The 25,972-nt window shown below is 60.7% G+C and carries 26 protein-coding genes and 1 pseudogene; 18 read left to right on the forward strand and 9 right to left on the reverse strand.

What is annotated here, in order from left to right; translation table 11 throughout:
- Positions 1-10: 10 nt before the first annotated feature.
- Together CPH89_RS09255 and CPH89_RS09260 are read right to left on the reverse strand one after the other, a co-directional pair.
- A complete protein-coding gene (locus tag CPH89_RS09255) occupies positions 11-1,153 on the reverse strand; it encodes an MFS transporter (protein ID WP_053258655.1) in 1,143 nt (380 codons plus the stop codon).
- A 181-nt stretch (positions 1,154-1,334) separates the two neighbouring features.
- On the reverse strand, positions 1,335-2,828 hold the full coding sequence (locus CPH89_RS09260) for an aldehyde dehydrogenase (protein ID WP_053258656.1): 1,494 nt from the start codon (positions 2,826-2,828) through the stop codon (positions 1,335-1,337).
- Positions 2,829-3,058: 230 nt separating this feature from the next.
- Here CPH89_RS09260 and CPH89_RS09265 point away from each other — a divergent pair, with 230 nt between their 5' ends.
- Positions 3,059-3,421, forward strand: coding sequence for a cupin domain-containing protein (locus CPH89_RS09265; protein WP_053258657.1), 363 nt, complete (start codon positions 3,059-3,061; stop codon positions 3,419-3,421).
- Positions 3,422-3,492: 71 nt separating this feature from the next.
- On the opposite strand, the gene rpmG is transcribed toward CPH89_RS09265, so the two are convergent.
- Together rpmG and rpmB are read right to left on the reverse strand one after the other, a co-directional pair.
- Positions 3,493-3,648, reverse strand: a complete 156-nt coding sequence (gene rpmG / locus CPH89_RS09270; protein WP_003176906.1) for a 50S ribosomal protein L33 — start codon at positions 3,646-3,648, stop codon at positions 3,493-3,495.
- Between the two features lie 11 nt (positions 3,649-3,659).
- On the reverse strand, positions 3,660-3,893 hold the full coding sequence (rpmB, locus tag CPH89_RS09275) for a 50S ribosomal protein L28 (RefSeq protein WP_003176907.1): 234 nt from the start codon (positions 3,891-3,893) through the stop codon (positions 3,660-3,662).
- 458 nt (positions 3,894-4,351) lie between these two features.
- Here rpmB and CPH89_RS09280 point away from each other — a divergent pair, with 458 nt between their 5' ends.
- Positions 4,352-5,944, forward strand: coding sequence for an ABC transporter substrate-binding protein (locus CPH89_RS09280; protein WP_053258658.1), 1,593 nt, complete (start codon positions 4,352-4,354; stop codon positions 5,942-5,944).
- A 28-nt stretch (positions 5,945-5,972) separates the two neighbouring features.
- Here the strand turns inward: CPH89_RS09280 and radC are convergent, their stop codons facing one another.
- Positions 5,973-6,647 carry a RadC family protein gene (gene radC / locus CPH89_RS09285; RefSeq protein ID WP_053258659.1) on the reverse strand — a complete coding sequence of 225 codons (675 nt, stop codon included), beginning with the start codon at positions 6,645-6,647 and terminating at the stop codon, positions 5,973-5,975.
- A gap of 143 nt (positions 6,648-6,790) precedes the next feature.
- Between radC and coaBC the strand changes: the two genes are divergently transcribed.
- The 4 genes and pseudogenes from coaBC (at position 6,791) to argB (ending at position 11,049) form a co-directional block, all read left to right on the forward strand.
- Complete coding sequence (gene coaBC, locus CPH89_RS09290; RefSeq protein ID WP_053258660.1) at positions 6,791-7,999, forward strand: bifunctional phosphopantothenoylcysteine decarboxylase/phosphopantothenate--cysteine ligase CoaBC; 1,209 nt, start codon at positions 6,791-6,793, stop codon at positions 7,997-7,999.
- A 5-nt stretch (positions 8,000-8,004) separates the two neighbouring features.
- Complete coding sequence (dut, locus tag CPH89_RS09295) at positions 8,005-8,460, forward strand: dUTP diphosphatase (protein ID WP_053258661.1); 456 nt, start codon at positions 8,005-8,007, stop codon at positions 8,458-8,460.
- A 260-nt stretch (positions 8,461-8,720) separates the two neighbouring features.
- Positions 8,721-10,124, forward strand: a pseudogene (locus CPH89_RS09305) (phosphomannomutase/phosphoglucomutase); the annotation flags it as partial.
- 19 nt (positions 10,125-10,143) lie between these two features.
- Positions 10,144-11,049, forward strand: coding sequence for an acetylglutamate kinase (gene argB / locus CPH89_RS09310; RefSeq protein WP_017735763.1), 906 nt, complete (start codon positions 10,144-10,146; stop codon positions 11,047-11,049).
- A gap of 80 nt (positions 11,050-11,129) precedes the next feature.
- Here argB and pyrE read toward each other — a convergent pair whose 3' ends face one another.
- A complete protein-coding gene (gene pyrE / locus CPH89_RS09315) occupies positions 11,130-11,774 on the reverse strand; it encodes an orotate phosphoribosyltransferase (RefSeq protein ID WP_053258663.1) in 645 nt (214 codons plus the stop codon).
- An 82-nt stretch (positions 11,775-11,856) separates the two neighbouring features.
- Here pyrE and CPH89_RS09320 point away from each other — a divergent pair, with 82 nt between their 5' ends.
- A complete protein-coding gene (locus CPH89_RS09320) occupies positions 11,857-12,636 on the forward strand; it encodes a catabolite repression control protein Crc (protein WP_003195493.1) in 780 nt (259 codons plus the stop codon).
- A 73-nt stretch (positions 12,637-12,709) separates the two neighbouring features.
- Here CPH89_RS09320 and CPH89_RS09325 read toward each other — a convergent pair whose 3' ends face one another.
- Together CPH89_RS09325 and rph are read right to left on the reverse strand one after the other, a co-directional pair.
- Positions 12,710-13,078: a DUF4870 domain-containing protein gene (locus tag CPH89_RS09325; RefSeq protein WP_053258664.1), complete on the reverse strand. Its 369-nt coding sequence runs from the start codon at positions 13,076-13,078 to the stop codon at positions 12,710-12,712.
- Positions 13,079-13,100: 22 nt separating this feature from the next.
- Positions 13,101-13,823 (reverse strand): ribonuclease PH, encoded by a 723-nt coding sequence (gene rph / locus CPH89_RS09330; RefSeq protein ID WP_003213280.1) that lies wholly within the window; start codon positions 13,821-13,823, stop codon positions 13,101-13,103.
- A gap of 217 nt (positions 13,824-14,040) precedes the next feature.
- On the opposite strand from rph, the gene CPH89_RS09335 reads away from it, so the two are divergent.
- The 6 genes from CPH89_RS09335 to CPH89_RS09360 all read left to right on the forward strand — a co-directional run bounded on the left by CPH89_RS09335 (position 14,041) and on the right by CPH89_RS09360 (position 19,337).
- Positions 14,041-14,904: a YicC/YloC family endoribonuclease gene (locus tag CPH89_RS09335; RefSeq protein WP_053258665.1), complete on the forward strand. Its 864-nt coding sequence runs from the start codon at positions 14,041-14,043 to the stop codon at positions 14,902-14,904.
- Between the two features lie 10 nt (positions 14,905-14,914).
- On the forward strand, positions 14,915-15,535 hold the full coding sequence (gene gmk, locus CPH89_RS09340) for a guanylate kinase (RefSeq protein ID WP_053258666.1): 621 nt from the start codon (positions 14,915-14,917) through the stop codon (positions 15,533-15,535).
- 167 nt (positions 15,536-15,702) lie between these two features.
- Entirely contained in the window at positions 15,703-15,966 is a 264-nt protein-coding gene (gene rpoZ / locus CPH89_RS09345; RefSeq protein WP_003176920.1) for a DNA-directed RNA polymerase subunit omega, read from the forward strand.
- Between the two features lie 60 nt (positions 15,967-16,026).
- The gene (spoT, locus tag CPH89_RS09350) at positions 16,027-18,132 is read left to right on the forward strand and encodes a bifunctional GTP diphosphokinase/guanosine-3',5'-bis pyrophosphate 3'-pyrophosphohydrolase (protein ID WP_053258667.1); all 2,106 of its coding nucleotides are present in this window, start codon (positions 16,027-16,029) and stop codon (positions 18,130-18,132) included.
- Positions 18,133-18,156: 24 nt separating this feature from the next.
- Positions 18,157-18,537, forward strand: a complete 381-nt coding sequence (locus CPH89_RS09355) for a RidA family protein (protein ID WP_003176922.1) — start codon at positions 18,157-18,159, stop codon at positions 18,535-18,537.
- Positions 18,538-18,593: 56 nt separating this feature from the next.
- Positions 18,594-19,337 carry a hypothetical protein gene (locus CPH89_RS09360; protein ID WP_053258668.1) on the forward strand — a complete coding sequence of 248 codons (744 nt, stop codon included), beginning with the start codon at positions 18,594-18,596 and terminating at the stop codon, positions 19,335-19,337.
- 125 nt (positions 19,338-19,462) lie between these two features.
- Here the strand turns inward: CPH89_RS09360 and CPH89_RS09365 are convergent, their stop codons facing one another.
- Positions 19,463-20,314 (reverse strand): SDR family oxidoreductase, encoded by an 852-nt coding sequence (locus CPH89_RS09365; protein WP_053258669.1) that lies wholly within the window; start codon positions 20,312-20,314, stop codon positions 19,463-19,465.
- A gap of 188 nt (positions 20,315-20,502) precedes the next feature.
- Here CPH89_RS09365 and exbB point away from each other — a divergent pair, with 188 nt between their 5' ends.
- The 5 genes from exbB to recG all read left to right on the forward strand — a co-directional run bounded on the left by exbB (position 20,503) and on the right by recG (position 25,916).
- Positions 20,503-21,483 carry a tonB-system energizer ExbB gene (exbB, locus tag CPH89_RS09370; protein WP_053258670.1) on the forward strand — a complete coding sequence of 327 codons (981 nt, stop codon included), beginning with the start codon at positions 20,503-20,505 and terminating at the stop codon, positions 21,481-21,483.
- Positions 21,484-21,489: 6 nt separating this feature from the next.
- Entirely contained in the window at positions 21,490-21,915 is a 426-nt protein-coding gene (gene exbD / locus CPH89_RS09375) for a TonB system transport protein ExbD (RefSeq protein ID WP_003195519.1), read from the forward strand.
- Positions 21,912-22,661, forward strand: coding sequence for an energy transducer TonB family protein (locus tag CPH89_RS09380; RefSeq protein ID WP_053258671.1), 750 nt, complete (start codon positions 21,912-21,914; stop codon positions 22,659-22,661). Before exbD ends, CPH89_RS09380 begins: the two co-directional genes overlap by 4 nt.
- A gap of 250 nt (positions 22,662-22,911) precedes the next feature.
- Positions 22,912-23,832 carry a hydrogen peroxide-inducible genes activator gene (locus tag CPH89_RS09385; RefSeq protein ID WP_003213305.1) on the forward strand — a complete coding sequence of 307 codons (921 nt, stop codon included), beginning with the start codon at positions 22,912-22,914 and terminating at the stop codon, positions 23,830-23,832.
- Between the two features lie 8 nt (positions 23,833-23,840).
- Positions 23,841-25,916 carry an ATP-dependent DNA helicase RecG gene (gene recG, locus CPH89_RS09390; RefSeq protein WP_053258672.1) on the forward strand — a complete coding sequence of 692 codons (2,076 nt, stop codon included), beginning with the start codon at positions 23,841-23,843 and terminating at the stop codon, positions 25,914-25,916.
- The last annotated feature ends 56 nt before the right edge of the window (positions 25,917-25,972 follow it).

A 25,972-nucleotide genomic window follows, 5' to 3' on the forward strand; every position in this document is an offset into this window, starting at 1 on the left:
GCATTTCAAATCAGGCGGGCTGTGCAACGCCAAATGCGCCCTGGCGCAGCAACAGCACCACCAGCCCCAACGCGCCGGCAGCCATCAACCACGGCAATGCATGCCCACTGATCCATTGGCTGCCCGCACCGGCCACCAGCGGCCCGATCAGGCAACCGATGCCCCACAGCTGCGCCACGTGAGCGTTGGCGCGCACCAGCGCGTCGTCGCGATAGCGCTCGCCGATCAGGATCAGCGACAACGTGAACAACCCGCCGGCGCTGGCGCCGAAGACCACCCACACCGGCCAGATCAGCGGCGTGTGCAGCAGCAGCGGAATCGCCAGGCTCGAGACCAGCAACAGCACCGCACAACTCAAGAACAGCGTGCGTCGCGGCAGGTAGTCAGCCAATGCGCCGATGGGCAATTGCAGCAGCGCATCGCCAACCACCACCGTGCTGACCATGGCCAGGGCGATCTCGGCCGTGAACCCCTGCTGCAGGCAATACACCGGCAGCAGCGTCAGAATCATCGCTTCGAACGCGGCGAACAACGCCACCGCCCAGCCAATCGCCGGCAGACTCAGACAAAAACGCCATAGGTCGCCGAAGGTGACGCTGAAGGAATCGGCCGTTGGCGCACCGGAGCGCCCCAGCAACAGCAGTGGCGCGACCATCAACAAGCCCACGCCCACCCAGAAAGCATAATCATGGTCGGTACCCAGCACGCCCAAAAGCAACGGGCCAGACAGTTGGCTCAAGGCGTAACTGCAGCCATACAGCGCAACGAGTCGGCCACGCCACTGCTCCACCACCAACTGGTTGATCCAGCTTTCGCCGAGGATAAACACGATGGTCAGGATCACCCCGATCATCAACCGCAGCACCAGCCAGACCGGGTAGCTGGGCAAGATTGCCAGCAGGCCAATAGACACTGCACCGGCCCATAGGCACAAACGCATCAGGTTCGCAGTGCCCAGCCATGCGGCCAACCGACTGGAGACCTTCGCTCCCAGCAGCACGCCGAAGGCCGGCATGGCGGCCATCACACCAATGGCGAAACTGCCGTAACCCCAGCCTTCGAGACGCAGGGACACCAGCGGCATGCTGACGCCCAGGGCCAGGCCGACGCTGAGTACCGAAGCCAGCACGGCGAAATATGTCGCCCAACGCATGCCCACGCTCCTGTGGAAAATGTCCGAGGTTGTAAACGAACTGTAGGAGCGAGCTTATGCGGGAGCCGGGCTTACCGGCGATTGCAGACGCCTCGGTGTGTCAGTCACACCTTGGCGCTGCTATCGCCGGCAGACCCGGCGCCCTCACAAGCTGGCTCCTACAGGGGATCAGCGGTATGGCTTACAGCTTGATCCAGGTCGACTTCAGCTCGGTGTACTTGTCGAACGCGTGCAGCGACTTGTCGCGGCCATTACCCGACTGCTTGAAGCCACCAAACGGCGCGGTCATGTCACCGCCATCGTATTGGTTGACCCACACGCTACCGGCGCGCAAGGCCTTGGCGGTCAGGTGCGCCTTGGAGATATCCGCCGTCCACACCGCCGCGGCCAGGCCGTATTGGGTGTCGTTGGCAATGGCGATGGCTTCTTCGGCGCTGTCGAAGGTGATAACCGACAGGACGGGGCCAAAAATCTCTTCCTGGGCGATCTTCATGGCGTTGGTTACGCCGTCAAAAATCGTCGGTTCCACGTAGGTACCGCCGGTTTCTTCCAGCGTGCGTTTGCCGCCCGCGACCAGCTTGGCGCCGTCGGCGTGGCCGGCCTCGATGTACGACAGCACGTTGTTCATCTGCTGGGTGTCCACCAGAGCGCCGACGTTGGTCGCCGGGTCCAGCGGGTTGCCCGGCTTCCAGCCCTTGAGGGCCTCGATCACCAGCGGCAGGAAGGTGTCCTTGATCGAACGCTCCACGAGCAGGCGCGAACCGGCGGTGCACACTTCGCCCTGGTTGAAGGCGATGGCGCCAGCAGCGGATTCGGCAGCGGCTTGCAAATCCGGCGCATCGGCAAACACGATGTTCGGGCTCTTGCCGCCGGCTTCCAGCCACACGCGCTTCATGTTCGACTCGCCGGAGCGAATCAACAGTTGCTTGGCAATCTTGGTAGAACCGGTGAACACCAGGGTGTCGACGTCCATGTGCAGCGCCAACGCGTTGCCCACGGTATGGCCATAACCCGGCAGTACGTTGAGCACGCCTTTTGGAATACCGGCCTCAACGGCCAAAGCCGCGATTCGGATGGCGGTCAGCGGGGATTTTTCAGACGGCTTGAGGATCACCGAGTTACCGGTGGACAGCGCCGGGCCGAGTTTCCAGCAGGCCATCATCAACGGGAAGTTCCACGGCACGATCGCGCCGACAACACCGACCGGCTCGCGGGTCACCAGACCCAGCTGATCATGCGGGGTGGCGGCAACTTCGTCGTAGATCTTGTCGATAGCCTCGCCGCTCCAGCTCAGCGCATTCGCTGCGCCAGGCACGTCAATTTCCAGGGAGTCGGTGATCGGCTTGCCCATGTCCAGGGTTTCAAGCAGCGCGAGCTCTTCGGCATTGGCCTTGAGCAATGCGGCGAAACGGATCATGGTGGATTTGCGCTTGGCCGGCGCCAGGCGCGACCAGACACCGGAGTTGAACGTGGCGCGGGCATTTTCGACAGCGCGCTGGGCGTCGGCGACGTCACAGCTGGCAACGGTGGCCAGCAGGCGGCCATCGACCGGGCTGATGCATTCGAAGGTGTCACCGGAAACAGCGGCGGTGTATTCGCCATTGATATACGCGCGGCCTTCGATCTTCAGGTCCTTGGCGCGTTGTTCCCAGTCGGCACGGGTCAGGGTGGTCATGCGAGTGTCCTCCTCTTATTGAATACAAGGGCCAGGTGATGTCCCCCGGCAGCCTCAAAGAATTCTTGCCCGGCCAGCCTGCTGTTCGGCTCAAGGCAGCTGCCACCCTAAACCAGCGGCTGGGGATGTTTCAATATATTTGACATAACGGCGGTAAACGCCCTTGCGATGTTCATTTTAATAAACATAGACTTTGGGCTCACCAACCGCAGGCCAGACGGGACACGCACATGAGCATCCAGGACATCGTCGACTTCAGCCAAGCCAACACCGCCCCAGACCGCTACCGTCCGGCCGCCGAGAAAATCCTCAAGGGTGACCCCGAACAAACGATCTACAACCACTACAACAGTCCGTGCGGCCAGATGAGCGCCGGCGTGTGGGAAGGTGAAGTCGGGCATTGGAAGGTCAATTACACGGAGCATGAGTACTGCGAGATTGTGCAGGGTGTTTCCGTGTTGCGCGATGCCGACGGCAACGCCAAGACCTTGCGCGCCGGCGACCGCTTCGTGATCCCCGCCGGGTTCAGCGGCACTTGGGAAGTGCTGGAGCCGTGCCGCAAGATCTACGTGGTGTTCGAACAGAAAGCCTGATCAACAAATCACAGGCAAAAAAAAGCCCGGATCGTGAGATACGGGCTTTTTTTCACAAGGAAGAAAATCAATTACTTGATTTTGCCTTCTTTGTAGATCACGTGCTTGCGAACGCGCGGGTCGAACATTTTCTTTTCGAGCTTGTCCGGGGTAGTACGCTTGTTCTTGTCGGTAGTGTAGAAGTGACCAGTACCGGCGCTAGAGATCATTCGAATCAATTCACGCATGATAAAGCTCCTTAGATCTTGCCAGCGGCGCGGATTTCGGCCAGCACGACAGTGATGCCACGCTTGTCGATGATACGCATGCCTTTGGCAGATACACGCAGGCGAACAAAACGTTTCTCTTCTTCAACCCAGAAGCGGTGATGCTGCAGGTTCGGCAGGAAACGACGACGGGTTTTGTTATTTGCGTGGGAAATGTTATTCCCAGTCACCGGACCCTTACCGGTAACTTGACAGACTCTCGACATGCCTCAGCCCTCTAAAACCACATGCCCAACCCGGCATGGGTTGGCCGCTTAATCTCTCAGTCATTTGGCGCCAGGCGCCGCGTTTCTTTAAGGGTCTTACCGGCTACACCTACAGTGAAGGAACCGGGCCCCTAGAAAAGAGCGCTGCTTTATACCAGAAAGACCCAAGTGCAACAACAGCCCGTGTGTTTTTACCGGCATAAATGTTGGCGACAGACGCCTGAACCGTTGCCAGGAGGGGCCGCTGTAACAGCCGACCGCTCGTCGCACAGAATGATTTACCACGCCCGCCAGCACACAAAAGTACAAGACGAAACGCGCTGAGGCGCCATCAAAACAGCATTTACGCCAAAAGCACAGGCAAAAATGGGCTAGTCATTTATCAAACAGACCACTACGGTAGGCTTTTTCCAGACTGCACTCGCAGATGGGCCTTCGATCTGCAAAGGAAACTGAATATGCGCCTCGCTGCCCTACCGCTATTGCTAGCCCCTCTCTTTATCGCGCCGCTGGCCCAAGCCGCCACCAGTTTGAGCGTTTGCACCGAGGCCAGCCCCGAAGGGTTCGATGTGGTGCAGTACAACTCCCTGACCACCACCAATGCTTCGGCCGATGTGCTGATGAACCGCCTGGTGGACTACGACGCCGCCAGCGGCAAGCTGGTGCCGAGCCTCGCAGACAGCTGGGAAGTGTCGCCGGACGGCCTGACCTACACCTTCAAGCTGCACCCGGACGTCAAATTCCACCGCACCGAGTATTTCACCCCGAGTCGCACCCTGACCGCCGAAGACGTGCGTTTCAGCTTTGAGCGCATGCTCGACCCGGCCAACCCGTGGCACAAGATTGCCCAGAGCGGCTTCCCGCATGCGCAGTCTCTGCAATTGCCGGCACTGGTCAAGAAGATCGACGCCCTCGACCCGCTGACCGTGCGTTTCACCCTCGATCACGCCGACTCGACCTTCCTCGCGGCCCTCAGCATGGGCTTTGCCTCGATCTACCCGGCCGAATACGCCGGTAAACTGCTCAAGGCCGGCACGCCCGAAAAGCTCAACAGCCAGCCGATCGGCACCGGGCCGTTCGTTTTTGTGCGTTTCCAAAAAGATGCCGTAGTGCGTTACAAAGCCAACCCGGATTACTTCGCCGGCAAACCGGCTGTGGATAACTTGCTCTTCGCCATTACGCCGGATGCCAACGTGCGTCTGCAGAAGCTGCACCGCGATGAGTGCCAGATCGCGCTGTCGCCCAAGCCGCTGGATGTGGGTGAAGCCGAGAAAGACCCCGCACTCAAAGTAGAAAAAACCCCAGCCTTCATGACCGCATTCGTTGCGATCAATAGCCAGCACCCGCCGCTGGACAAGCCCGAAGTACGGCAGGCGATCAACCTGGCCTTCGACAAGAACAGCTACCTGAAAGCGGTATTTGAAGGCACCGCCGAAGTAGCCAATGGCATTTATCCACCGAATACCTGGAGCTATGCCAAGGATTTGCCGGGTTATCCACAGGACATCGCCAAAGCCAAGGCGCTGCTGGATCGCGCCGGGCTCAAGAATGGCTTTAAGACCACGATCTGGACTCGCCCCACTGGCAGCCTGCTGAACCCCAACCCCAACCTCGGCGCGCAGCTGCTGCAGGCGGACCTCGCCAAAGTCGGCATCCAGGCAGAGATCCGTGTGATCGAGTGGGGCGAACTGATTCGCCGCGCCAAAGCCGGTGAGCATGACCTGCTGTTCATGGGTTGGGCTGGCGACAACGGCGACCCGGATAACTTCCTGACCCCGCAATTCTCCTGCGCGGCGGTGAAATCCGGCACCAACTTCGCCCGCTACTGCGACCCTGCCCTGGACAAACTGATCAGCGCCGGCAAGACCACCAGCGAGCAAGGTGTACGCAGCAAGCTGTATCAACAGGCCCAGGCACAGATCCAGCAGCAAGCCCTGTGGCTACCGCTTGCGCACCCGACGGCGTTCGCACTGGCGCGCAAGAATGTCGAGGGCTACCAGGTGAGCCCGTTTGGGCGCCAGGACTTCTCCAAGGTCAGCGTCAAACCGTGAAAGCCCGCCCCGCCCCAATGGGGCGGGGCTACAGCCACCCATATTCCGCCATCGACAGCGGGTCACCGTCGCCCACAATGATGTGGTCCAGCACTCGCACATCCACGACTTCCAACGCCTTTTGCAGCAACTTGGTTAATTTTCGATCAGCCGCACTCGGTTCGACACTGCCGGAAGGATGGTTATGGCACAGGATCAGCGCTGCCGCGTTATATGCAAGCGCACGCTTGACCACCTGCCGAGGGTAAACGATGGCGGTGTCGATGGTGCCCTCAAACAACGCCTCGAAGCCCAGCACACGATGTTTTGAATCGAGAAACAGGCAGCCGAAGATTTCGTGGGGCTCATGCCGTAACAGCGCCTTGAGGTAGTCACGCACGGCGAGCGGACTCTCCAATACCGAATCGCTACGCAGGCGCTCCGCCAAGTGGCGCCGGGACATTTCCAGCACCGCCTGCAACTGGGCAAACTTCGCCGGGCCCAACCCCAAATGCTGGATGAACAGCGTCTGGCTAGCCTCCAACAACGGTCGAAGGCCTCCGAATTGCGCCAATAGATGGCGCGCCAGATCCACCGCACTTCTGCCCGAAACCCCAGTGCGCAGGAAGATTGCCAACAACTCGGCATCGGACAGACTCGCCGCGCCCCACTCCAAAAGCTTCTCCCGTGGACGCTCAGCCACAGGCCAATCGCGAATACTCATCCCACCTCCGTGTGCATGTGCGCCGCTGTTGCCCGGCGGTCGCTGTGTTATCTTAAGCCCTCTTTTTTGCGTGCGATTTCACCTGGGGAGGGGGCATCGCAGGCGTCACTGAACTGGCATCACTGAACTGGAAAGGCAAACCAATGCAGCGTCTGTATCGGAAACGCATCGTTCTCGGCGTCGGCGGCGGCATTGCCGCCTACAAGAGCGCAGAGCTGGTTCGCAGGCTCCTGGACCAGGGCGCCGAAGTGCGCGTGGTCATGACACGCGGTGGCAGTGAGTTCATCACCCCACTGACCATGCAAGCCCTGTCCGGCCACCCCGTTCACCTGGACCTGTTGGACCCGGCGGCCGAAGCCGCCATGGGCCATATCGAGCTGGCCAAATGGGCTGACCTGGTGCTGATCGCCCCGGCCACTGCCGACCTGATCGCGCGTCTGGCCCAAGGCATTGCCGATGACCTGTTGACCACACTGGTACTGGCCACCGACGCTACCGTCGCCATCGCCCCGGCCATGAACCAGGCCATGTGGCGCGACCCGGCCACCCAGGCCAACACCCAACTCCTGCAGAGCCGTGGCCTCAAAGTGTTCGGCCCGGCCTCCGGCAGCCAGGCCTGCGGCGACGTGGGCATGGGCCGCATGCTCGAAGCCACCGACCTGGCGCAGTGCGCCGCAGAGTGCTTCCAGCACCTGGCACTCACCGGCAAACACGTACTGATCACCGCTGGCCCGACCCAGGAAAACATCGACCCGGTGCGTTACATCACCAACCATAGCTCAGGAAAAATGGGCTTTGCCTTGGCCGAAGCCGCGGTTGAGGCAGGCGCACGCGTCACCCTGATCACCGGTCCGGTGCACTTGCCAACCCCCGATCGCGTCACGCGCATCGACGTAGTCAGCGCCCGGGACATGTTGGCGGCCTGTGAAGCAGCCATTCCCTGCGAGCTGTTTATCGCCTCGGCAGCGGTTGCAGACTACCGCCCGGAAGTCGTCGCCCCGCAAAAGCTCAAGAAAGACCCTACAAGTGGCGATGGCCTGCTCCTGCAAATGGTGCGCAACCCGGACATTCTGGCGACCATCGCCACCCGCCCGGACCGGCCATTCAGTGTCGGCTTCGCCGCCGAGACCGAGCACCTGCTGGACTATGCCGCGCGCAAATTGAAAGACAAAAACCTCGACCTGATCGTTGCCAATGATGTCGCCAACCCGAGCATCGGCTTCAACAGTGAGGAAAATGCCATCAGCGTGATCGACCGCGAGTTGCACGCCACCGTTTTCGCCCAGACCAGCAAAGGCAAGATTGCCCGCCAACTGATCTCATTTATCGCCCAACGGCTGAACCAGGTTTAATTTACATGCACGCTTTGCAAGCCAAGATCCTCGACCCTCGCATCGGCAACGAATTCCCGCTGCCGGCCTACGCCACACCGGGCTCCGCCGGCCTGGACCTACGCGCCATGCTCAAGCAGGACACGGTCCTTGAGCCGGGCCAGACCCTCCTCATTCCTACTGGCCTGTCGATCTATGTCGGCGACCCTGGCCTGGCGGCGCTGATCCTGCCGCGCTCCGGCCTGGGCCACAAACACGGCATCGTGCTGGGCAACCTCGTGGGCCTGATCGATTCGGATTACCAGGGCGAGCTGATGGTGTCGTGCTGGAACCGTGGCAACACCGCGTTCAACATCGCCGTTGGCGAGCGCATCGCCCAGTTGGTGCTGGTGCCGGTGGTACAGGCGCACTTCGAACTGGTACAGGAGTTCGACGAAACTCAACGCGGCGCAGGTGGTTTTGGGCATTCCGGCAGCCACTGACTAAGCTGAATCTTGCCGGGCGCAGTTGTCCGGCAAGACGTCACCGCATGGCTATTCAGGATGAAGAATGCGCGGTTTTATTCAGCGAGATTTTTCTAATAAAATCAATGAATTACGCAAAAACGCAAACGGAGCCAGTACTCCGATGGCACTTTTACACCACGAACTCTCTGCCGAAAACGCCGTCTTACCCTTCAGTTTGAGCCTGCCGGTCAGCCACTTTAAGGCCAGCCTTGCCCCCCTTCAGATGGAGTTCCCCCCCCGCGATGAGTACCGCAGCCCGAGTAGCCCCGACATTCCCCGACAGCATCTTTCGCGCCTACGACATTCGTGGTGTGGTGCCCAAGACCCTGACCGCCGAAACCGCCTATTGGATCGGTCGGGCCATTGGCTCCCAGAGCCTGGCCCAGGGCGAGCCCAATGTTTCGGTAGGCCGTGACGGCCGCTTGTCCGGCCCGGAACTGGTGGAACAACTGATCCAGGGCCTGGCCGACAGCGGCTGCCACGTCAGCGACGTCGGCCTGGTGCCGACGCCTGCGCTGTACTACGCCGCCAACGTACTGGCCGGCAAATCCGGGGTGATGCTCACCGGCAGCCATAACCCGTCGGACTACAACGGCTTCAAGATCGTCATCGCCGGCGATACCCTGGCCAACGAACAGATCCAGGCCCTGCACAACCGCCTGAAGAACAACGACCTGACCAGCGGTAAAGGCAGCATTACCCAAGTCGACATTCTTCAACGCTACTCCGACCAAATCACCGGCGACGTCAAACTCGCACGCCGCCTCAAAGTGGTGGTGGACTGTGGCAACGGCGCGGCCGGCGTGATCGCCCCGCAGCTGCTCGAAGCCCTGAACTGCGAAATTATCCCGCTGTTCTGCGACGTTGACGGCAACTTCCCCAACCACCACCCGGACCCGGGCAAACCTGAAAACCTGATAGACCTGATCGCCAAGGTCAAGGAAACCGGCGCCGACGTGGGCCTGGCGTTCGACGGTGACGGTGATCGCGTCGGCGTGGTGACCAACACCGGCGAGAATGTGTTCGCAGACCGCTTGCTGATGCTGTTCGCCCGAGACGTGGTAGCGCGCAATCCCAATGCTGAAATCATCTTCGACGTAAAATGCACCCGCCGTCTCACGCCGCTGATCAAGGAATACGGCGGTCGCCCACTCATGTGGAAGACCGGTCACTCGTTGATCAAAAAGAAAATGAAGGAAACCGGCGCGCTGTTGGCTGGCGAGATGAGCGGCCATGTGTTCTTCAAGGAGCGCTGGTTCGGGTTTGACGACGGCATTTACAGCGCCGCCCGTCTGCTGGAGATCCTCAGCAAGGAAAAATCCACGGCGCAGGAGCTGTTTCAGACCTTCCCGAATGATATTTCTACGCCAGAGATCAATATCCATGTGACCGAGGAGAGCAAATTCAGCATCATTGACGCACTGCACGATGCGCAATGGGGTGAAGGCGCCAACCTGACCACCATTGATGGTGTGCGAGTCGATTACGCCAAAGGCTGGGGCCTGGTTCGCGCGTCCAACACCACACCGGTGCTGGTCCTGCGCTTCGAGGCGGATACCGAGGCTGAGTTGCAGCGCATCAAGGACGTGTTCCACGCCCAGTTGAAACGTGTTGCCCCTGATCTCCAATTACCGTTCTGATTTTTTACCGGAGCCCTGAATGACCCTCGAACGCGAAGCCGCTGCCAATACCGCCAAGGTCCTGTCCGAAGCGTTGCCTTACATTCGACGCTACGTCGGCAAGACGCTGGTGATCAAGTACGGCGGCAATGCCATGGAAAGCGAGGAGCTGAAAACCGGCTTTGCCCGCGACATCGTGTTGATGAAAGCTGTCGGGATCAACCCGGTAGTTGTGCACGGTGGCGGCCCGCAAATCGGCGATTTGCTCAAGCGCTTGTCGATCGAGAGTCACTTCATCGATGGCATGCGCGTTACTGACGCGCAGACCATGGACGTGGTGGAGATGGTCCTCGGCGGCCAGGTGAACAAGGACATCGTCAACCTGATCAACCGTCATGGCGGCAGCGCCATCGGCCTGACCGGCAAAGACGCGGAGCTGATTCGCGCGAAAAAACTGACCGTTACCCGTCAGACGCCGGAAATGACCCAGCCGGAAATCATCGACATCGGCCAGGTAGGCGAAGTCATCGGCATCAACACCGACCTGCTGAACTTGCTGGTCAAAGGCGACTTCATTCCGGTGATCGCGCCGATCGGTGTAGGTGCCAACGGTGAGTCCTACAACATCAACGCCGACCTGGTCGCCGGTAAAGTGGCCGAAGCGCTGAAAGCTGAAAAGCTGATGCTGCTGACCAACATCGCCGGCCTGATGGACAAGGAAGGCAAGGTGTTGACCGGCCTGACGACCCAGCAGGTGGACGAGCTGATCGCCGACGGCACGATCTACGGCGGCATGCTGCCGAAGATCCGTTGCGCGCTGGAAGCAGTGCAAGGCGGCGTCGGTAGCTCGCTGATCCTGGATGGTCGGGTACCGAATGCGATCCTGCTGGAAATCTTCACCGATACCGGTGTGGGTACGCTGATCAGCAATCGCAAGCGTCCTTAAACGCGGCAAACCAAAAGGCCCCGCTCAATCAAATTGAGCGGGGCCTTTTTTGTGGGCGCTGGCTTGCATGGGCCGCCGTGTCAGACGCCGAACTGCTCGCGGTATGCCTTAACCGCCGGCAAATGCTGCTTGAGCTGCGGGTCATCTTCCAGGAACTGCAACACCTGGTTCAACGACACGATGCTCACCACCGGAATGCCGAAATCACGCTCCACTTCCTGGATTGCCGACAACTCACCGTTGCCGCGCTCCTGGCGGTTCAGAGCGATCAACACGCCGGCCGCCTTGGCGCCCTCCTGGGAAGCGATGATCTGCATCACTTCACGGATCGCGGTGCCGGCAGTGATCACGTCGTCGATAATCAGCACGTCGCCTTTAAGCGGAGCACCCACCAGGCTGCCGCCTTCGCCGTGAGCCTTGGCCTCTTTACGGTTGAAGCACCACGGCAGATCAAGCCCATGATGTTCGGCCAACGCAACGGCCGTCGCGGCCGCCAGCGGGATACCCTTGTAGGCCGGGCCAAACAGTACGTCGAAGGAAATACCGCTTTCAACAATGGCTGCCGCGTAGAAACGGCCCAGCTGAGCCAGGGCCGAACCCGAGTTAAACAAGCCTGCATTGAAGAAGTATGGGCTGGTGCGCCCGGACTTCAGGGTGAACTCACCGAAGCGCAAAACGCCGCGATCGATGGCAAAACGAATGAAATCGCGTTGATACGCCTGCATGAAAAAAGCCTCAGATACCACGGATTTAGCTAATTAGGTAGACGGCGTGTATCATACACGCACGCGATTTTTGGGGCCATTTATGCGGATCATCAGTGTGAACGTTAATGGTATTCAGGCTGCAGTCGAGCGTGGTTTGCTCAGTTGGCTGCAAGCACAGAATGCCGACGTCATCTGCCTGCAGGACACCCGCGCCTCCGCCTTTGAACTGGACGACCCAGCCTTCCAACTGGATGGCTACTTCCTTTATGCCTGCGATGCCGAAGTGCCCACCCAAGGTGGCGTGGCTTTGTACTCGCGGTTGCAACCCAAGGCGGTCATCAGCGGCCTCGGCTTCGAGACAGCCGACCGCTACGGGCGCTACCTGCAAGCCGATTTCGACAAGGTCAGCATCGCGACCTTGCTGCTCCCTTCGGGGCAGAACGGCGATGAAGACTTGAACCAGAAGTTCAAGCTAATGGACGATTTCGCCCGTTACCTGGATAAACAGCGACGCAAACGTCGCGAGTACATTTATTGTGGCTCGCTGTACGTGGCGCAACAGAAGCTGGATATCAAGAACTGGCGTGACAGCCAGCAATCCCCGGGCTTCCTGGCACCAGAACGTGCCTGGATGGACGAGATTGTCGGCAACATGGGCTATGTTGATGCCCTGCGTGAAGTCAGCCGTGAAGGCGACCAGTACAGCTGGTGGCCGGATAACGAACAGGCTGAGATGCTCAACCTGGGCTGGCGTTTCGACTACCAGTTGCTGACCCCAGGTCTGCGCCGGTTTGTTCGCAGCGCACGTCTGCCGCGCCAGCCACGCTTTTCGCAGCACGCACCACTGATCGTGGACTACGACTGGACACTGACCATCTGAGGTCTTTTCCCAGGCACAAAAAAACCGACATCGTTGTCGGTTTTTTTGTGGATGCCTGTCGGCCGAACCCGCGTTATTTGACCACTCGCCAGGTCAAGGGATAGCGATAGGCGATGCCTTTGTTGGCTTTGATCGCACCTATGATCGTCAGCACGATAGTGCCGATGGCCAGTGCAAACATCAGGAAAAAGCCGATGACCGCAAAAGCCAGCACGATGCACGCCATCCAGGCGATGGCCACGGTGATCTGGAAGTTCAAGGCTTCCTTGCCCTGATCATCAATGAACGGGTCCACTTCCTTTTTCATCTGCCACAGGATCAGCGGCCCTACGACGCTGCCGAAGGGGAACACAAACCCCAGAAACGCCGCCAAGTGACACAACATGGCTCCCTGACGCACTTCGTAGGAAGGCGTAGGCACGGGTAGTTGGCTGTCATTCATGGCGTTTCTCCTTGAGGCCGACTCAGTCAGCCAGTGCGGCGTTCTGCAGCTCGAAAATTTCGGTCATGCCTTTCTGGGCCAAGGCCAGCATGGCGTTCAGGTCGGCCGGCTGGAATGGCGCGCCTTCGGCGGTGCCCTGCACTTCGATGAAACCACCGGTGCTGGTCATCACTACGTTCAGGTCGGTCTCGGCAGCCGAGTCTTCCAGGTAGTCCAGGTCCAGCACGGGCTCGCCCTGGTACATGCCGACCGACACCGCAGCAATCATTTGCTTGAGCGGGTCGCCGCCTTTCAGGCCGCCGCGTTTCTTGATCACTTTGAGTGCATCGACCAGGGCCACCATAGCGCCGGTGATGGAAGCGGTGCGCGTGCCGCCATCAGCCTGGATCACGTCGCAATCGACGTACAGGGTAACGTCGCCCAGCTTGGACATGTCCAGGGCTGCACGCAGGGAGCGGCCGATCAGACGCTGGATTTCCAGGGTACGGCCGCCTTGCTTGCCACGGCTGGCTTCACGCTGGTTACGCTCGCCGGTGGCGCGCGGCAGCATGCCGTATTCGGCGGTCAACCAACCCTGGCCCTGGCCCTTGAGGAAACGCGGCACGCCGTTTTCGACGCTGACGGTGCAGATCACCTTGGTATCGCCAAACTCGACCAGTACAGATCCCTCGGCGTGTTTGGTGTAGTTGCGGGTGATGCGGATCGAGCGGAGCTGATCGGCAGCGCGACCACTTGGACGTTTCATAGGGGATACCTGTACGGAGGACGAAAAACTGCCGAGCATTATAGAGCCGCGAACCGATTCGGGGCACTTCTAAAAAATTCGGTTACGAATGGCGAGCCTATTGCCCATTGTTTGGGCGCGCTCGCCCCACTGCGCTACAATCCTGCGCCTTCGCAGCCTGTCGGCTTCAATTTACCCATCAGCCCGCATTTGTGGGACTGCATCGCGAGGTACCTCCATGGTGCACAGCATGACCGCCTTCGCCCGCGTCGAAAAAGCCGGCGTCCAAGGCACCCTGAGCTGGGAACTGCGCTCGGTCAACAGCCGTTACCTGGAGCCGCACCTGCGTCTGCCGGAATCCTTCCGTGACCTCGAAGGCGCCGTGCGTGAAGCACTGCGCCAGGGCATCTCCCGTGGCAAGCTCGAATGCACCCTGCGCTTTACCGAGGAAACCACCGGTAAGCCACTGCAAGTCGACCGCGACCGCGCCGCGCAACTGGTTGCCGCCGCCGAAACCATCGCCGGCCTGATCAAGCAGCCCGCCGCGCTCAACCCTTTGGAAGTGCTGGCCTGGCCCGGCGTACTCGTGGCCGACGCCACCGACCCGCAAGCCCTCAACGCCGAAGCGCTCGCCTTGTTTACACAGGGTTTGAAGGAGCTCAAGGCCGGCCGCGAGCGCGAAGGCGCCGAACTGGCCCGCCTGATCAACGAGCGCCTGACCTCGATCGAAGCCGACGTAGTCACCCTGCGCGAGCTGGTGCCGCAGATGCTCGCCACCCAACGCCAGAAAGTCCTCGACCGCTTCACCGACATGAAGGCCGACCTCGACCCCGTGCGCCTGGAGCAGGAAATGGTGCTGCTGGCACAGAAGAGTGACGTGGCCGAAGAGCTCGACCGCCTGAGCACCCATATCCTCGAAGTGCGCCGCGTGCTCAAGTCCGCCGGTGCCGCCGGTCGGCGCCTGGACTTCCTGATGCAGGAACTCAACCGCGAAGCCAATACACTGGGCTCCAAGGCGTTTGATCCGCGCAGCACCACGGCTGCGGTCAACCTCAAGGTGTTGATCGAGCAGATGCGCGAACAAGTACAGAATATTGAGTAAGGCAACCTCCATGACCCACAGCACCGGCACCCTTTACATCATTTCCGCCCCTTCGGGCGCGGGCAAGAGCAGCCTGGTCAAGGCCCTGACCGACGCTGACGAGCAAATCCGCATCTCGGTCTCGCACACCACCCGCGCCATGCGCCCGGGTGAAGTGGACGGCGTGCACTATCACTTCGTCGAGCGCACCGAGTTCGTGAAGATGATCGAACACGGCGACTTCCTTGAGCGTGCCGAAGTCTTCGGCAACCTCTACGGCACTTCGCAAAGCCATTTGCAGCAGACCCTGGACGAAGGCCACGACCTGATCCTGGAAATCGACTGGCAGGGCGCTGAGCAAGTGCGTCAGTTGATGCCCAAGGCGCGCTCGATCTTCATCCTGCCACCTTCGCTCGAAGCCTTGCACCAGCGCTTGACCAACCGTGGCCAGGACAGCGACGAGATCATCGAAGGCCGCATGCGTGAAGCCGTCAGCGAAATGAGCCACTACGTCGACTATGACTACCTGATCATCAACGACGATTTTGCGCATGCCCTGGACGATTTGAAGGCGATTTTCCGTACCAATCAGCTCCAGCAGAAGCGCCAACAACAGCGTTTCGGTAAATTACTGGCCGAACTGCTGGGTTGATTGACGCTTCCCAAAACCGCTGCAAGGGCTTTACATTGGCACTTGTAGCGGTTTTGCGAGGGCCTGCGAAAAAACAGCGCTTCCCTAAACGCTGGTGATTTTTTAAACTGTTTAGTCCGCTCGCCCAACCGGGCAGCGCGCATCTTGCATTCGCTCCGAGGAATACCATGGCCCGCGTAACCGTTGAAGACTGCCTAGAACACGTGGATAACCGCTTTGAGCTGGTCATGCTCTCTACCAAGCGTGCCCGTCAATTGGCCACTGGCGGCAAAGAGCCACTGGTCCAGTGGGAAAACGACAAGCCTACCGTTGTAGCCCTGCGTGAAATCGCTGAAGGCCTGATGAGCTACGAGTTCATCGCTAACGCCGAAATCGTTGAAGACGAACCGCTGTTTGCAGCGTTCGAGGACGAGTCCAACGAGGCCGTCTAAGCCTATGCCTGGTCGACGTAGCACGGCGCGGGGTCACAGCCAACGGCAGGAGTTAACACTTTGCCGAGCATAGACGCCCTCGCCGATCGCTTATCGGCCTACCTCGGCCCAGACCAGGTCAACCTGGTCCGCCGAGCGTATTTCTACGCCGAACAAGCCCACGACGGCCAACGCCGCCGCAGTGGTGAAGCGTATGTCACGCATCCTCTTGCCGTGGCAAATATTCTCGCCGACATGCACATGGACCATCAGAGCCTGATGGCTGCGATGCTGCATGACGTGATTGAAGACACCGGCATCGCCAAGGAAGCGCTCAGCGCGCAATTTGGCGAAACCGTGGCCGAACTGGTCGACGGGGTCAGCAAACTGACCCAGATGAACTTCGAGACCAAGGCCGAAGCCCAGGCAGAAAACTTCCAGAAGATGGCCATGGCCATGGCCCGCGACATTCGGGTCATTCTGGTCAAGCTGGCGGACCGGCTGCACAACATGCGCACGCTGGAAGTGCTGTCCGGCGAAAAACGCCGGCGCATCGCCAAGGAAACCCTGGAAATCTACGCGCCCATCGCCAACCGGCTGGGCATGCATGCCATTCGTATCGAATTCGAAGACCTCGGCTTCAAGGCCATGCACCCGATGCGCTCGGCGCGCATCTACCAGGCGGTAAAGCGCGCCCGTGGCAACCGCAAGGAAATCGTCAACAAGATCGAAGAGTCGCTGAGCCACTGCCTGGCGATCGACGAGATTGAAGGCGAGGTCAGCGGCCGGCAGAAACACATCTACGGCATCTACAAGAAGATGCGCGGCAAGCGCCGGGCCTTCAACGAGATCATGGACGTGTATGCGTTCCGGATCATCGTCGACAAGGTCGATACCTGCTACCGCGTGCTGGGCGCTGTACATAATTTGTACAAACCTCTGCCAGGCCGCTTCAAGGACTACATCGCCATTCCCAAGGCCAACGGCTATCAGTCGCTGCATACCACGTTGTTCGGTATGCATGGGGTGCCGATCGAGATCCAGATCCGCACGCGGGAAATGGAAGAAATGGCCAACAACGGCATCGCCGCCCATTGGCTGTACAAATCCAGCGGCGACGAGCAACCCAAAGGCACCCATGCCCGCGCCCGCCAGTGGGTCAAAGGCGTGCTGGAAATGCAGCAACGTGCCGGCAACTCCCTGGAATTTATCGAAAGCGTGAAGATCGACCTGTTCCCGGACGAGGTCTACGTATTCACGCCCAAAGGCCGGATCATGGAGCTGCCCAAAGGCTCCACGGCGGTCGACTTTGCCTACGCGGTGCACACCGATGTCGGCAACAGCTGCATTGCCTGCCGGATCAACCGTCGTCTCGCACCGCTGTCCGAACCGCTGCAAAGCGGCTCCACGGTCGAGATCGTCAGTGCACCCGGCGCGCGCCCGAATCCGGCCTGGCTTAACTTCGTGGTCACGGGTAAAGCGCGGACACACATCCGCCACGCGCTCAAACTGCAACGCCGCTCCGAATCCATCAGCCTGGGCGAACGCCTGCTGAACAAGGTGCTCAACGGTTTCGACAGCGCCCTCGAAAAAATCCCGGCCGAACGCGTGCAAGCAATGCTCCACGAGTACCGCCAGGAAACCATCGAAGACCTGCTGGAAGATATCGGCCTGGGCAACCGCATGGCCTATGTGGTCGCCCGCCGCCTGCTCGGCGAAGGCGAACAACTGCCAAGCCCCGAAGGCCCGCTGGCCATTCGCGGCACCGAAGGCCTGGTGCTCAGCTACGCCAAGTGCTGTACGCCGATCCCGGGCGACCCGATTGTCGGCCACTTGTCTGCGGGCAAAGGCATGGTGGTGCACCTGGACAACTGCCGCAATATCAGCGAGATCCGTCACAACCCCGAAAAATGCATCCAGCTTTCGTGGGCGAAGGATGTCACCGGTGAATTCAACGTCGAGCTGCGGGTTGAGCTGGAGCACCAGCGCGGCCTGATCGCCCTGCTGGCCAGCAGCGTCAACGCGGCCGACGGCAATATCGAGAAAATCAGCATGGATGAGCGCGATGGCCGCATCAGCGTGGTCCAGCTGGTGGTCAGCGTGCACGACCGCGTGCACCTGGCCCGTGTGATCAAGAAACTGCGCGCCCTGACGGGAGTGATCCGCATCACCCGCATGCGTGCATAGCCGTTCTCTTACAAGGAGTCACTCATGACCAAGACTGTTATCACCAGCGACAAGGCCCCGGCCGCCATCGGTACTTACTCCCAGGCGATCAAGGCGGGCAACACCGTCTACATGTCCGGCCAGATCCCACTGGACCCAAAGACCATGGAACTGGTTGAAGGCTTCGAAGCACAAACCGTACAAGTCTTCGAAAACCTCAAGTCCGTGGCCGAAGCCGCTGGCGGTTCGTTCAAGGACATCGTCAAGCTGAACATCTTCCTCACCGACCTGAGCCACTTCGCCAAGGTCAACGAGATCATGGGCAAGTACTTCGAACAGCCGTACCCAGCCCGCGCCGCCATCGGCGTTGCTGCCTTGCCTAAAGGCGCACAGGTTGAGATGGACGCGATTCTGGTCATCGAGTAAAACACCCGGCGCAGCCTTCACGGGCTGCGCCGACTTCGTTTTAGAAGGATTTCGTAATGCGCAAAGCGCTTGTAGCCTCTTCGTTGCTCGCCCTGTTGCTGGGCGGCTGCGCCAGCAACCCCGCCGACCTGGATGTGAGCGGCACCTGGATCAACCAGGCCGCCATCAACGCGGCAGCCAAGGGCGGCCCTTTGCGTGAAGCCCTGCAATCCTTTGGCCCGAACCTCGAATGGGAGGTCAATACCAAGGCTTCGCAGGCACGCTACTACAATGGGTTTGAAGTCGCTGAAGGCAAGTTGCTGGGTGAGAAATCCGGCGCCTGGAGCGTCGAGTTCTACGGCAGCTCGGCTACCGAACTCAAGCGCAAGGGCATACAACTGTTGCAAGTGGCCAACGATAACGAGCCAGAACAATTGTTCGCCCGCGCCAAAGACCCGGCTCCGGAGGGCGCGCCATTGGGCGCCAACTTCGAACGGGCGCTGTATGCAGCCTACATGGGCGGCGACTGGAAGATCACTGACGGCAACGGCGACGGCGCCACGGTGCAGTTCCAGGCCGACGGCAAGGTCGCTGGCCTGCCAGGCGTCGACCGCTACTCGCTGTGCCTGGCGGGTGACTGCGCCTCGATGAGCGGCGGCTACGACAGTATCTGGCTGCAACTGAACGGCCAGGGCAACCCGTGGATCTTCGTGCGCAAAGGCAAGCAGCTGGAAATTTTCCAGGCGGTAAACACCGCGCATACCGACGAAGTACCTTCGTTCACGCCCGGCCCGCGACAGTGGTTGCTTGAAAAAAAATAGGCAGCCAAACACAACGCTAAATGTGGGAGCGGGCTTGCTCGCGAATACGGTGTAACAGTCAAACCCTCAGTGACTGAACCCGCGCATTCGCGAACAAGCCCGCTCCCACATTTTTTTGATCGCGTTTAGCCCTTTAGAATCGCTGCATACCCCTCGCGATAGGTCGGATACGTCGGCACCCAGCCCAGCGCCTTGGCGCGGGCATTGCTGCATTGCTTGCTGCCGGCACGACGCACACTCGCATCATCCGCCCACTCGGTTACGCCCAGGTACTCGCGCAACCAGCCGACCACTTCCGCCAACGGCGCAGGCGCATCGTCCACGCCGATGTAGATCTTATCCAGCGCACCGCCCTGCTCCACATGCCGCAACAAAAACGCGAGCAAGCCCGCGGCGTCATCCGCGTGAATCCGGTTGCCATATAAAGGTGGATCAACTGCCACGCGGTAGCCCTGGCGCACCTGGGTCAACAGCCATTCGCGGCCGGGACCGTAGATCCCGGTCAACCGCACGATACTCGCAGGGATTGCGCTGTTGAGGGCCACTTGCTCGGCCTCCAGCATCACCTGGCCCGAATATCCCTTCGCCAGGGTGTCGGAGGTTTCGTCGACCCATTCACCCTTTTGCTGGCCGTACACACTGCTGCTGGACACAAACAACAGATGCTTGGGTTCCTGGCCGTAGTCGCCCAGCCACTCCAATACATGCTGCAACCCTTGCACATATGCCGCGCGATAGCCGGCTTCATCGTGGTCCGTGGCAGCAGCGCAGTACACCAGGTAATCCACCCCGCCGATCGGCCAGGTGTCAGGGCAATCTTTTTTGAACAGGTCGCCGGCAATGCCGATGACCCCGTCGGGAAGCCGCGAAATATCGCGTCGCAGCCCATGAACCTCCCATCCCGAGGCCAGCAATTGGCTAGCCAGCCGACTACCCACATCGCCGCAACCGGCAATTACAACAGAAGGCGCAGACATCACAAAACTCCATTCTTAAAGGCGCAGATTAGCCGCCAGAGATGACCAGCGGCCAGCAAAAGGACAAATTAAGTAACTGTATTACTTTTGTTAACAAGAATTACTTGCAATAATAACCCCCCAATTTGTCCTCGGCCTCACAGGGTCTGGCAGGACGATCACTCATTTCTCTCTCAGGTCCGGCCAGCATGACACGTAATACAAACCCCGCTTCGCCAACCAAGCTTCACAGCCCATCCCGCGCCTGGCGTGCGATTGCTGCGCTGCTGTTCAGCGTACTGCTGGCACCGACCGCCGCCTTCGCTGATGCCACCGCCCCAGCCGCTCCGGCGGCTGCCGAGCACACCGCGGCAACTCCGGCTGCGCCTGCTGCCGCACCGGTCGCCACCGACCCTGCCCAGGCGGCCAACCCGGCACCTGCCGACGACTCCGGTGTAGTGCTCGAACAAGACAACACCTTGGGCATGGCCCATGACCTGTCACCCTGGGGCATGTACCAGAACGCCGACGTCGTGGTGAAAGCCGTGATGATCGGCCTGGCCATCGCCTCGATCATTACCTGGACCATCTGGATCGCCAAGGGCTTCGAGCTGCTGGGCGCCAAGCGCCGCCTGCGCACTGAAATCGTCCACCTGAAGAAGGCCACCACCCTCAAGCAAGCCAGCGAAACCGCGACCAAGAAGGGCACCCTGGCCAACCTGCTGGTTCAGGACGCGCTGGAAGAAATGCGCCTGTCGGCCAATACCCGTGAAAAAGAAGGCATCAAGGAACGCGTCAGCTTCCGCCTGGAGCGGCTGGTTGCAGCCTGTGGCCGGAACATGAGCAGCGGCACCGGGGTTCTGGCTACGATTGGTTCCACCGCGCCTTTCGTCGGCCTGTTCGGCACCGTGTGGGGCATCATGAACAGCTTCATCGGCATCGCCAAAACCCAGACCACCAACCTCGCCGTCGTTGCCCCTGGCATCGCCGAAGCCCTGCTGGCTACGGCTCTGGGCCTGGTTGCCGCGATTCCTGCGGTGGTGATCTACAACGTCTTTGCCCGTTCGATTGCCGGCTACAAGGCTCAGGTATCGGACGCATCGGCAGAAGTCCTGCTGCTGGTCAGCCGCGACCTCGATCACCTGCCTACCGAGCGCAGCTCGCAACCGCACATGGTGAAAGTGGGGTAATCGGCCATGGGCCTGCATTTGAATCAAGGCGACGACGAACTCGTCGAGAACCACGAAATCAACGTCACACCGTTTATCGACGTGATGCTGGTGCTGCTGATCATCTTCATGGTGGCGGCCCCACTGGCCACCGTGGACATCAAGGTCGACCTGCCTGCGTCCAGCGCCAAACCTGCGCCGCGGCCGGAAAAACCGATTTTCCTCAGCGTCAAAGCGGACCAACGCCTGTTCCTGGGCGAAGAAGAAGTCAAAGCCGAAACCCTGGGCCCGGTGCTCGACGCCAAGACCCAAGGCAAGAAAGACACGACGATCTTCTTCCAGGCCGACAAGGGCGTGGACTACGGCGACCTGATGAGCGTGATGGATGCCCTGCGGGCAGCCGGCTACCTCAAGGTTGGCCTGGTCGGACTTGAGACGGCAGCCAAGAAATGATCACGACGCGCCACAAACTGACGCGTTATGGCACCAGCCTCGCCGTCGTGCTGGGCGTGCATGCCGTCGCGATCATCATCGCGCTCCAATGGTCCGCGCCGCATCCGGTCCAACTGCCACCGGCGGCCATGGTCATCGACCTGGCGCCGATGCCTGCACCGCCGCCTCCGGCACCGCCCAAAGTCATTACACCGCCGCAGCCGCCGGCACCGGTGGAAGAACTGCCCCTGCCGAAAATGGCCGAGGCACCCAAGCCCACGATCCAGGTACCCAAGCCGGTCAAGCCCAAACCGAAGCCTCAGCCGCCCAAACCCGTGGAGAAGAAGCCCGAGCCACCCAAGGAAAAACCTTCCGAGGAGCCACCGAGCGAAACCCCACCGACCAAAGCCCCGGCTGAGAAGTCCGCCCAGCCCGTGCCCGGCCCATCGCCTGCACAGGTAGCGGCCAAGGCGTCCTGGGAAGGCGCCCTGCTGGCGCATTTGCAGAAGTACAAGAAGTACCCGCCAAGCGCCCAACAGCGTGGCAAGGAAGGTTTGAACCGCCTGCGCTTTGTAGTCGATGCCGAAGGCAACGTGCTGTCGTACGAGCTGGTCGGCCGCTCCGGCAACGCTGACCTGGACCGTGCGACCCTGGACATGATCCGTCGTGCCCAGCCACTGCCCAAGCCACCGGCCGATATGTTGAAAGGCGGCAGCGTCGAGATCGTCGCGCCGTTTGTTTACAACATCGAGAAGCGTCGCCGCTAAGGCTTGCAAAAACGGGCGTGCGTGTGGGAGCGGGCTTGCTCGCGAAAGTGGAGTGTCAGTCACCGATTTTATTGGCTGACCCACCGCTTTCGCGAACAAGCTTGCTCCCACGTTTGATTTCATCAGCTCTAAAAATCCTTTTTCAGCTAAATCCGCGCCACTCCCCGCTCAATCCCCATCAAAGTTCTGATAACGTGCGTCTATCGATTGCAGCCGTTATGCTTGGCCTGCAACCTCATGGACGCCCGCTATGACTCTTACAGAATTACGCTACATCGTGACCCTCGCCCAAGAACAGCACTTCGGCCATGCGGCCGAGCGCTGCCACGTCAGCCAGCCGACGCTGTCGGTGGGCGTGAAAAAGCTTGAAGACGAACTCGGTGTGCTGATTTTCGAGCGCAGCAAGAGCGCCGTGCGCCTCACGCCAGTGGGTGAAGGCATTGTTGCCCAGGCCCAGAAGGTACTGGAACAAGCCCAAAGCATTCGCGAGCTGGCCCAGGCCGGCAAGAACCAGCTGACCGCACCGCTGAAAGTCGGCGCCATCTATACCGTCGGCCCGTACCTGTTCCCGCACCTGATCCCGCAACTGCACCGCGTTGCGCCGCAGATGCCGTTGTATATCGAAGAAAACTTCACCCACGTATTGCGCGACAAACTGCGCAACGGCGAGCTGGACGCGATCATTATCGCCCTGCCGTTCAACGAGGCAGACGTGTTGACCCTGCCGCTCTACGACGAGCCGTTCTACGTGTTGATGCCCGCCTCACACCCGTGGACACAGAAAGACACCATCGACGCCGGCCTGCTCAACGACAAGAGCTTGCTGCTGCTCGGTGAAGGCCACTGCTTCCGCGACCAGGTACTGGAAGCCTGCCCGACCCTGACCAAGGGCAACGACGGCGCCAAGCACACCACCGTAGAATCCAGCTCCCTGGAAACCATTCGTCACATGGTGGCTTCCGGCCTGGGTATTTCGATCCTGCCGCTGTCGGCAGTCGACAGCCATCACTACGCCCCTGGCGTGATTGCGGTGCGCCCACTCACGCCGCCAGTGCCGTTCCGTACCGTGGCCATTGCCTGGCGTGCCAGCTTCCCGCGGCCGAAAGCCATTGAGATCCTCGCCGACTCGATCCGCCTGTGCTCGGTGGCCAAGCCGCCTGCTGCGAGCTAAGTAAGCGTATGACTGAGCTGTCGCGAGTGTCGGTGACGGCACTCAAAGGTGTCGGTGAAGCCATGGCCGAGAAGTTGGCCAAGGTCGGCCTGGAGAACCTCCAGGATGTGCTGTTTCACTTGCCTCTGCGCTATCAGGACCGCACACGTGTGGTGCCCATCGGCCAATTGCGGCCGGGCCAGGACGCCGTGGTTGAAGGCACCGTCAGCGGTGCCGATGTGGTGATGGGCAAGCGCCGCAGCCTGGTCGTACGGCTGCAGGACGGTACCGGCGGGCTGAGCCTGCGCTTCTATCACTTCAGCAATGCGCAAAAGGAAGGCCTCAAGCGTGGCACCCGCGTGCGCTGTTACGGTGAAGCCCGGCCTGGCGCGTCGGGCCTGGAAATCTATCACCCGGAGTACCGCGCCATCACCGGCGACGAGCCGCCCCCGGTCGATACCACGCTCACGCCGATCTACCCACTGACCGAAGGCCTGACACAACAACGCCTGCGCCAGCTGTGCATGCAGACCCTGACCCTGCTCGGCCCGAAAAGCCTGCCCGACTGGCTGCCCCTAGAACTGGCCCGCGACTATCAACTGGCGCCGCTGGACGATGCGATTCGTTACCTGCACAACCCGCCAGCCGATGCCGATGTCGACGAACTCGCGCTCGGTCATCACTGGGCACAACACCGCCTGGCCTTCGAAGAACTGCTGACCCACCAGCTGTCTCAGCAACGCCTGCGCGAAAGCATGCGCTCCCTGCGTGCACCCGCGATGCCCAAGGCCACGCGCCTGCCGGCGCAATACCTGGCCAACCTCGGCTTTGCGCCGACAGGCGCCCAGCAACGCGTGGGCAATGAAATTGCCTATGACCTCAGCCAGCACGAACCGATGTTGCGGCTGATCCAGGGCGACGTGGGCGCGGGCAAGACCGTGGTCGCCGCCCTCGCCGCCCTGCAAGCATTGGAAGCCGGTTACCAGGTGGCGCTGATGGCGCCCACCGAGATCCTCGCCGAACAACATTTCATCACGTTCAAGCGCTGGCTCGAACCGCTCGGCCTGGAAGTGGCATGGCTGGCGGGTAAGCTCAAGGGCAAGGTCCGCGCGGCGGCGCTGGAACAGATCGCCGCAGGTGCACCGATGGTGGTGGGCACCCACGCGTTGTTCCAGGATGAAGTGCAGTTCAAGAACCTCGCACTGGTGATCATCGACGAACAGCATCGTTTCGGCGTGCAGCAACGCCTGGCCTTACGCCAGAAAGGCGTGGGCGGACGCATGAACCCGCACCAACTGATCATGACGGCCACGCCGATCCCGCGCACGCTGGCCATGAGCGCCTATGCCGATCTCGACACGTCAATTCTCGATGAGCTGCCGCCAGGCCGCACACCGGTCAATACCGTGCTGGTGACCGACACGCGGCGTGTGGAGGTCATCGAGCGCGTGCGCGGTGCCTGCGCCGAAGGGCGTCAGGCGTACTGGGTATGTACGCTGATTGAAGAGTCCGAAGAACTGACCTGCCAGGCTGCCGAAACCACCTATGAAGACCTCACCAGTGCCTTGGGCGAGCTCAAGGTCGGGCTGATCCACGGCCGCATGAAACCTGCGGAAAAAGCCGCGGTGATGGCCGAATTCAAGGCCGGCAACCTGCAACTGCTGGTGGCCACCACCGTGATCGAGGTCGGTGTGGACGTGCCCAATGCCAGCCTGATGATTATCGAAAACCCCGAGCGCCTGGGCCTCGCCCAACTGCACCAATTGCGCGGCCGTGTTGGCCGGGGCAGCGCCGCCAGCCACTGCGTGCTGCTCTACCACCCGCCGCTGTCACAGATCGGCCGTCAGCGCCTGGGCATCATGCGCGAAACCAACGACGGCTTTGTCATCGCCGAAAAAGACCTTGAGCTGCGCGGCCCCGGCGAAATGCTCGGCACCCGCCAGACCGGCCTGCTGCAATTCAAGGTCGCCGACCTGATGCGCGACGCCGACCTGCTGCCCGCCGTGCGTGATGCGGCGCAGGCACTGCTTGAACGCTGGCCGGATCACGTCAGCCCGTTGCTCGATCGTTGGCTCAGGCATGGGCAGCAATACGGCCAAGTGTGACGCCTGACTCACTTATCCAACCTACAGTTGTATCAAGCTGGTTATACTTCGATGAC

Source organism: Pseudomonas fluorescens, assembly GCF_900215245.1.
Taxonomy (GTDB): Bacteria; Pseudomonadota; Gammaproteobacteria; order Pseudomonadales; family Pseudomonadaceae; genus Aquipseudomonas; species Aquipseudomonas fluorescens.